This window comes from Acinetobacter sp. CFCC 11171 (assembly GCF_003268405.1).
Lineage (GTDB): Bacteria > Pseudomonadota > Gammaproteobacteria > Pseudomonadales > Moraxellaceae > Acinetobacter > Acinetobacter amyesii.
In genome coordinates this window covers 1-1,080 of sequence record NZ_LQXP01000097.1, presented here as the reverse complement: position 1 = coordinate 1,080, position 1,080 = coordinate 1, and the positions used below count along the sequence as shown (strand labels likewise).

Sequence of the window (1,080 nt, the reverse complement as noted above, 5' to 3'; positions counted from 1 at the left end):
TTATCTACGTCAACAGAGCATCAAATTGAAGAAAAAATTGAAGCTTTGGAGGAAACTTATAGTCATGTTGATAGCATGCTTGTTAAAAGCCCGACATTACGAACTAGAAATGGTAAAAAAGGCCGGAAACTAGTTTTTGAGATAGATGCACAGGTTATATGTGAAGGGTATTTAGAAAAAGATGATATTATTGGATCATTAGAACAATTAAGTGATTTTATAAAAAATAAAGATGAGGAGTTAACGGAAGAGCATTTAAATGAAATACGCTCCATTTTAGAAGGAGCGAAAGCTTTATCTAAGCCATCAAAAAGAACAGCAATAGTTGAAGATGAAAAAAATAAGCTCAATATATTAATAAGGTTAGAAGATGAAATTATTAATTTTGATGCAGAGCAAAGAAAAGTTGCGATAAATTTGATAAATGGCCCACAAAGAATTAGAGGGCTTGCTGGGTCTGGTAAGACCATTATTTTAGCAATGAAAGCCGCTTATATCCATTTGCAATACCCTGATAAAAAAATTCTTTTTACTTTTTGGACGAAAAGCCTATATGTTTTGGTTAAAGAGATTATTGCTAAATTTTACAGGCATTTTTCTAGTAGTGACCCTGATTGGAGTAATATAGATATTCTTCATGCGTGGGGTGGATATAAAGTTGATGGTGTTTATTATAATAGTGCAATTGAAAATGATGTTCTTCCTATAGCCTTAGATAAGGCTAAGACTTTTAATAATAATGATCCTTTTATGTATGTTTGTGGTCAATTAATTAATAATCAAATTAATCAAAAATATGATTATATTCTGATTGATGAAGCTCAAGATTTACCCGATGATTTTTTTAAATTGTGTTATAAACTTTTGAAAGGGGATGTAGCATCTGAAAAAAATATTGTTTGGGCTTATGATGATTTACAAACAATTTTTAATATATACACAAGAACTCCGAAAGAGTTATTTGGAACTGACAATCAGGGCAATGCATTAATTGATCTAAATACTTTGTCTAAAAATTTATCTTGGGGGCAAAAAAATGACCTAGTATTGCATAAGTGTTATAGAAATCCGCTTTCAATA

Annotated in this window: 1 pseudogene; it reads left to right on the top strand. The window is 30.4% G+C overall.

The annotated features are described in order from the left end of the window. A pseudogene (locus tag AVJ20_RS17995) lies at nucleotides 1-1,080 on the top strand (hypothetical protein); the annotation flags it as partial.